Annotated in this window: 7 protein-coding genes and 1 pseudogene; 1 reads left to right on the forward strand and 7 read right to left on the reverse strand. The window is 65.7% G+C overall.

The genetic code is table 11. The annotated features are described in order from the left end of the window. On the forward strand, window positions 1-617 hold a 617-nt coding region (locus JHD07_RS30455), incomplete at its 5' end, for a saccharopine dehydrogenase C-terminal domain-containing protein (RefSeq protein ID WP_291628856.1). 128 nt (window positions 618-745) lie between these two features. Here JHD07_RS30455 and JHD07_RS30460 read toward each other — a convergent pair. The 7 genes and pseudogenes from JHD07_RS30460 to JHD07_RS30490 form a co-directional block, all read right to left on the reverse strand. Then, window positions 746-1,081 (reverse strand): hypothetical protein, encoded by a 336-nt coding sequence (locus tag JHD07_RS30460; RefSeq protein ID WP_291628857.1) that lies wholly within the window; start codon window positions 1,079-1,081, stop codon window positions 746-748. 97 nt (window positions 1,082-1,178) lie between these two features. Continuing rightward, window positions 1,179-1,895 (reverse strand): MgtC/SapB family protein, encoded by a 717-nt coding sequence (locus JHD07_RS30465; protein WP_291628858.1) that lies wholly within the window; start codon window positions 1,893-1,895, stop codon window positions 1,179-1,181. Between the two features lie 30 nt (window positions 1,896-1,925). After that, window positions 1,926-2,945, reverse strand: a complete 1,020-nt coding sequence (locus JHD07_RS30470) for a WD40 repeat domain-containing protein (RefSeq protein ID WP_291628865.1) — start codon at window positions 2,943-2,945, stop codon at window positions 1,926-1,928. Continuing rightward, window positions 2,945-3,985: a GTP-binding protein gene (locus JHD07_RS30475; protein WP_291628860.1), complete on the reverse strand. Its 1,041-nt coding sequence runs from the start codon at window positions 3,983-3,985 to the stop codon at window positions 2,945-2,947. Before JHD07_RS30475 ends, JHD07_RS30470 begins: the two co-directional genes overlap by 1 nt. A gap of 52 nt (window positions 3,986-4,037) precedes the next feature. Further along, on the reverse strand, window positions 4,038-4,901 hold the full coding sequence (locus JHD07_RS30480) for a zinc ABC transporter substrate-binding protein (protein WP_291628862.1): 864 nt from the start codon (window positions 4,899-4,901) through the stop codon (window positions 4,038-4,040). 2 nt (window positions 4,902-4,903) lie between these two features. After that, window positions 4,904-5,773 carry a metal ABC transporter permease gene (locus tag JHD07_RS30485; protein ID WP_291628863.1) on the reverse strand — a complete coding sequence of 290 codons (870 nt, stop codon included), beginning with the start codon at window positions 5,771-5,773 and terminating at the stop codon, window positions 4,904-4,906. Window positions 5,774-5,779: 6 nt separating this feature from the next. Then, window positions 5,780-6,072: pseudogene (locus JHD07_RS30490) on the reverse strand (ABC transporter); the annotation flags it as partial.

A 6,072-nucleotide genomic window follows, 5' to 3' on the forward strand; every position in this document is an offset into this window, starting at 1 on the left:
CCGGCGCCAACACGCGCGTGCGCACCTGGTGCCCGACCCGCGGCGCGCAATACGGCTTCCTCGTCACCCACAACGAGTCGATCTCGATCTCCGATTACTTCACCGTGCGCGACGCCTCGGGTACGGCGATCTACCGGCCGACCTGCCACTACGCCTATCACCCCGCCGACGATGCCGTGCTGTCGCTGCACGAGATGTTCGGCCGCGCCGCGAAGATGCAGGAGAAGCACCACATCCTCGACGAGAACGAGATCGTCGACGGCATCGACGAGCTCGGCGTGCTGCTGTTCGGCCACGACAACAATGCCTATTGGTACGGCTCGCAGCTCTCGATCGAGGAGACCCGCGCACTCGCGCCCTACCAGAACGCGACCGGCCTGCAGGTGACCTCGGCCGTGCTTGGCGGCATGGTGTGGGCGCTGGAGAATCCCAACGAAGGCATCGTCGAAGCCGACGAGATGGATTTCGAGCGCCTCCTGGAAATCCAGCTGCCGTATCTCGGCCCGGTGAAGGGTTATTATACCGACTGGACGCCGCTGACGGACCGTCCGGGACTGTTTCCGGAAGATATCGACACCAGCGATCCCTGGCAGTTCAGGAACATTCTGGTGCGGTGAGGGAGCTCTCCGCTCGTCAGTCCGAGGCGACGCGTAACGTCGAGCCCGGAATCCATCGGGCGGCAATACGTGCGGATGAATGGATTCCGGGTTCGCGCTTCGCGCGCCCCGGAATGACGGCGGAGAACCTACTTCTCCTTGATCGGCGGGGCGATCTTCTCCGCTGGGGCCGGAGGCAGTGCCGGTTGCACAGCAGTCGCCGCGCCCTGCGTCTGCGGATCCGGGCGCGCCGGCTCAGGGGCCGGCGTGGTCGGCCGATCGCCGCCGGGCTTGGCTTCCGCGGGTTTGTTCTGGTCCTCGGACGGCGTGCCCTGGAGCGGCGGCGTTGCCTGCGCCAGTTCCATCCGGCTTTCGGCGCGGATCTGGGCGACGGACATAACCGCCACCACGATTCCTGCTGCCAACAGCGATGCTGCAATCGTCAGGTCGAGCTTCAATTTGCGTTTGTCGTCTTGGCCGGGCATGTCGATCACCGCCTTTGTCCGCGGAATCAACGAAATCGCCCGACCTGGGTTCCGTCAGCAGCATGGTGGAACCCATGTGCATGCCAAAACGCCGCGCTTAGTCCGTCGTACTGACTTCCCAGGTGGCGTGTCGCACGCCCGGCAGATGCTGGAGATCGGTGGCGACCGCATTCAGCTCGTTGGGATCGACAGCAGTCGCGACCAGCTTTGCGGCGATCTCCAGAATGTCCTCGCCGATCTCGGCCACATCGATATCGGCCACCGAATATTTCGCACCCTCGAGCTTCTCGACCAGTCGGTCGCGCATATCAGGAAGAGCGTCAGCGGCAACCGCGAGCTTGAAATAGTACGTCGCCTCCAGAGCCTGCTCGTTCATGGGAATGCGGTTGATGGCGTTCACCAGCGGACGCAGCATGGTGTTGCCGGCAATGACGAAGAAGGTGAGCGCCACCGCCTGCGCGACCATGTCGCCGCCGGCGCAGGAGCCGACGGCGGCCGACGCCCACAGCGTCGCCGCGGTGTTGAGGCCGCGGACGTCCATGCCCTGTTTCATGATGACGCCGGCGCCTAGGAAACCGATGCCGGAGACGACGTAGGCGATCACGCGGACCGCGCCCTCGGCGCCATCCAGATGCATGGCGAGATCGACGAAGGCTGCGGCGCCGACCGCCACCAAGACGTTGGTACGCAGGCCGGCGGTCCGCTGGCGGTACTGCCGCTCGGCGCCGATCAGCGTGCCCAGGATGAAGGCGGTGGTCAGGCTGACCAGGGTGTCGCCAAAGTCGGCCAGCTGGAATGTCGTGAGAAAGCGCATGGTCCCCTATACGGCCGGAACCATGACAGTTCAAAGCTCCAGCAGGCCCCCGTCACCATTTTCATCGGCGAAGGCGAGCAGCGTGCCCTTGGCGTTCCAGCCGATCGCGGCGACGGGGGGCGTGCCGTTGCGGCGGACCAGGATCTCGGCGCCGTCTTCCAAACGCACCATCAGCACGGTGCCGTCGCTGTAGCCGGCGGCGAGGATGTCGTTCCTAGGATGGCAGGCGACGACCGCGACGCGGGCCTGGAGCGGCGCCAACATCGCGGGCTCCTTGCCCATCGGGCCGTCCTTGCTGCCGAACGGCCAGATGATGACGGTGTCGGCGCCCGACGTGGCCAGCCCCTTGCCGCCCGCGCTCCAGGACATCGAGCGGACCCGGCCGGGATAGCCGGTCATGCGCATGTGCCTGTTGTCGGCGAGCCGCCAGCCGTGCAGCGCCGGCTCGTGCATCGCGGTGACCAGGAATTTGTTGTCCGGGCTGAAGCTGACCGCGTGATGCGAGCCGGCCCAGGGCAGGAACTCGGCGGAGCCTTCCATGTTCGGAAACCACAACGTCACGCCGTTGTAATGGGCGATCGCGAGCCGCAGGCCCTTTGGCGCGAAAGCGAGACCGCCGACGGTCGAGGGCACGTCGAGCGACTTCTCCTCGGCCTTGCCGCTCTTCACGGTGGCCGTCTTGCCGGCCGACCAGGCGAAGGCGCCGTCCGCGTGCAGCGCCACCGCGTCGATCCAGCGCCGCTTCGGGTCGGTGGCGAGCAGCGTCACCTCGCCCTTGGCATCGAGCGACACGACCTTGCCATCGTCGCCGCCCATCACGAGGCGCTTGCCGTCGGAGGCGGTGGAGAGAATGCCGCCGCTGTGCACGGCGACCCTTGTCAACTCACCCTGGCCATCGACGAACACGACGTTTTCCTCGCCGCCGACAAAGGCGGCGCGTGGCCCGATAAAGTGCACCGAGGTCACGGCCATGCCGAGCGCAATGGGCTTGACGCGGTCGGTGACGGAGACGATCGAGGCGGAATCCGGCGGCGGCGTGAACTCTGTCATCACGAGACGATGCAGCTCTCGAAACCTTTGCGGATCGCCTCTTCCGGCAATTCGCGTCCGATGAAGACGAGGCGGCTCTCGCGCTTCTCGCCCTCCTGCCATTTCCGCTGGTGATTGCCCTCCAGCATCATGTGGACGCCCTGGAAGACGTAGCGGTCGTCGTCGTCGTGGAAGGCGAGGATGCCCTTGGAGCGCAGGATCTTGCCGCCCTCGACCTGCACCAGGTTCTGGAGCCACGGCATGAACACGTTGGGATCGAGCGGCTTGTCGGTCTTGAGCGAAAGCGACTGCATGTCCTCGTCGTGATAGTGCTTCAGGCCGTGATCATGGTGGTGATGGTCGTGGCCGTGGTGGTGATGATCATGGTCGTGATCATGATCGTCGGCCTGCAGGAAATCCGGCTCGATGTCGAGGATGCGGTCGAGATCGAAGGCGCCGCGATCTAACACGTCTGCCAGCGCCACGGAGCAGCGCTCGGTGCGGTGGAGTTTCGCGTAAGGATTGATGCCGCGGATGCGGGCCTCGACCTCGGCGAGCTCGCCCTTGGAGACGAGGTCGGTCTTGTTCAGGACGATCACGTCGGCAAAGGCGATCTGGTTCTTGGCCTCGGGTGCATCCTTGAGCCGGTCGGACAGCCATTTGGCGTCGGCGACCGTGACCACCGCGTCGAGCCGCGCGTTCTTCTGCACGTCCTCGTCGACGAAGAAGGTCTGGGCGACCGGCGCCGGATCGGCAAGGCCGGTGGTCTCGACGATGATGGCGTCGAACTTGCCCTTGCGCTTCATCAGGCCGTCCATGATGCGGACGAGGTCGCCGCGCACGGTGCAGCAGATGCAGCCATTGTTCATCTCGAAAACCTCCTCATCGGCGCCGATGATGAGGTCGTTGTCGATGCCGATCTCGCCGAATTCGTTGACGATGACGGCGTACTTCTTGCCGTGGTTTTCGGACAGGATGCGGTTGAGCAGCGTGGTCTTGCCGGCTCCGAGATAGCCGGTCAGCACGGTCACGGGAATCTTCTGGGAGGTCGCTTCAGACATAACAACTCCGGACTTCGGGCTTGTCGCGCGACGCGAGGCGGGTGGCCCTGCCCTAGTGGTCAAGCGCGCTGGTCAGGACCTTTATATTGTGCCTGACCATGTCAATGTAAGTGGGTGCAGGCCCCTTTTCGCCGGTCAAACCGTCGGAAATCAAGGTCCCGCCGACCTTGGCGCCGGTCTCGGCCGCGATCCGCCGGATCAGCCGGTCGTCGCTGATATTTTCCAGGAAAACCGCCGGGATCCTCGCGGCCTTGATCTGGCCGATGATGGCCGCAATGTCCCGCGCGCTCGGCTCGGTTTCGGTGGAGACGCCCAGGGGGGCGATGAACTGGATACCGTATTCGGCGGAAAAATAGCCGAAGGCGTCGTGCGTGGAGATCACCTTGCGCCGCTCGGGCGGGATTTTCGCCATGGCCTCGCGGACCTCGCGGTCGAGCGCTTCGAGCTTTTCCCAATAGGCCTCGGCCTGGGTGCGAAAGACCTCCGCGTCGTCAGGAGCGGCCGCGGCCAGCGCATCGGCGATGTCGGTGACGTAGATCCTGGCGTTGGGAACGGACTGCCAGGCGTGGGGATCGGCAGCCGGCCCCAATTTCAGCGGCGTGATGCCGGCGCTCGCGGTCACCACCTTCGCCTTGCTGCCCGCGGACTGCACGAGGCGCGGCAGCCAACCCTCGAGGCCGAGCCCGTTGACGAAGACGAGCTTTGCCGCCGCGATCCGTTTCGCGTCCCCAGGGGCCGGCGTGTAGACATGGACGTCGCCGTCGGCGCCGACCAGCGTCGTCAGGTTGACGCGGTCCCCGCCGACGTTGCGGACGAAGTCGCCGAGGATCGAGAAGCTCGCGACCACATTGAGCCGCTCCGCGGCCTGCAGCGGCGAGGCGATCAACAACAGCGCACAAAACAGGAAGAACCGCATCGTCATGCTTCCAGATGCCGGCCGGGAAACAGCTGCCGGACGATGCCGCCGACGCGGCCGAACAGAACCGAGATCACGTAGATCGCCGTCGCCACCAGAATGATCGCAGGGCCGGACGGCACGCGGGTCTGGAACGACAGCACGAGGCCCGCATAGCCGGAGACCGCCGCGGCGACGACGGCGATGCAGATCATCGCCGTGAGGTCGCGCGACCAGAACCGCGCGATGCCGGCCGGCAGGATCATCAGGCCGACCGCGAGAAGCGTGCCGAGCGCCTGAAATCCATTGACGAGGTTGATCACGACCAGAGCCAGGAAGGCCAGATGCGCGGGCCCCCCGGCGCGGCTGACGGTGCGCAGGAACAAGGGATCGACGCTCTCGATCACCAGTGGACGGTAGATCACCGCGAGCACCAGCAGGGTCACCGTGGCGTTGAAGGCGACCACAAGCAGCGTCTGGTCGTCCATGGCGAGAATGTTGCCGAACAGCACGTGCAGGAGGTCGATATTGGTGCCCTTGATCGAGACGATGGTGACGCCCAGCGCGAGCGAGGCCAGATAGAAGGTCGCGAGCGAAGCATCCTCCTTCAGCCCGGTCGAGCGCGCGACCACGCCGGCGAGGATCGCGACGGCAAAGCCGGCAATCAGGCCGCCCGCCGTCATCGCGAACAAATTGAGGCCCGAGAGCAGGAAGCCGACCGCTGCACCCGGCAGGATCGCATGCGCCATGGCATCGCCGACGAGGCTCATCCGCCGCAGCATCAGGAACACGCCGATCGGCGCGCCCGCTAGGGCGAGCGCGATCACGGCGGCGAGCGCGCGCCGCATGAACTCGAATTCGGTGAACGGACCGATTAGCACGTCATGGAGCATCGGAGATCAGGCCGCCCGCGAGCCGATGTCATCGGCCGCGCAGGCCGCCGCGCTGTCGTCGAATGCCTCGCACATCCGCATCGCGACCAGCAGGTTTTCGGGCGTCAGCACCTCCGCCGTCGGCCCCCAGGCCACGGGCCCGCGCGCCAACACCAGCGTCTCGGTGAAATGGTTGCGCACCATCTCCATGTAGTGCAGCGCGGCGAGCACGGTGCGGCCCTCGGCGTGCCAATCCTGGACCAGCGCGAGCAGATCGCCCGTGGTCTTGCTGTCGATGGCGATGAAGGGTTCGTCGAGCA

This window comes from Bradyrhizobium sp. (genome assembly GCF_016462955.1).
Lineage (GTDB): Bacteria > Pseudomonadota > Alphaproteobacteria > Rhizobiales > Xanthobacteraceae > Bradyrhizobium.

Bases quoted from the DNA above. Each gene is read 5' to 3' on its own strand.
- JHD07_RS30485 (WP_291628863.1), bottom strand. From the start codon at position 5,773: ATGCTCCATGACGTGCTAATCGGTCCGTTCACCGAATTCGAGTTCATG.
- JHD07_RS30460 (WP_291628857.1), bottom strand. From the start codon at position 1,081: ATGCCCGGCCAAGACGACAAACGCAAATTGAAGCTCGACCTGACGATT.
- JHD07_RS30480 (WP_291628862.1), bottom strand. From the start codon at position 4,901: ATGCGGTTCTTCCTGTTTTGTGCGCTGTTGTTGATCGCCTCGCCGCTG.
- JHD07_RS30475 (WP_291628860.1), bottom strand. From the start codon at position 3,985: ATGTCTGAAGCGACCTCCCAGAAGATTCCCGTGACCGTGCTGACCGGC.
- JHD07_RS30465 (WP_291628858.1), bottom strand. From the start codon at position 1,895: ATGCGCTTTCTCACGACATTCCAGCTGGCCGACTTTGGCGACACCCTG.
- JHD07_RS30470 (WP_291628865.1), bottom strand. From the start codon at position 2,945: ATGACAGAGTTCACGCCGCCGCCGGATTCCGCCTCGATCGTCTCCGTC.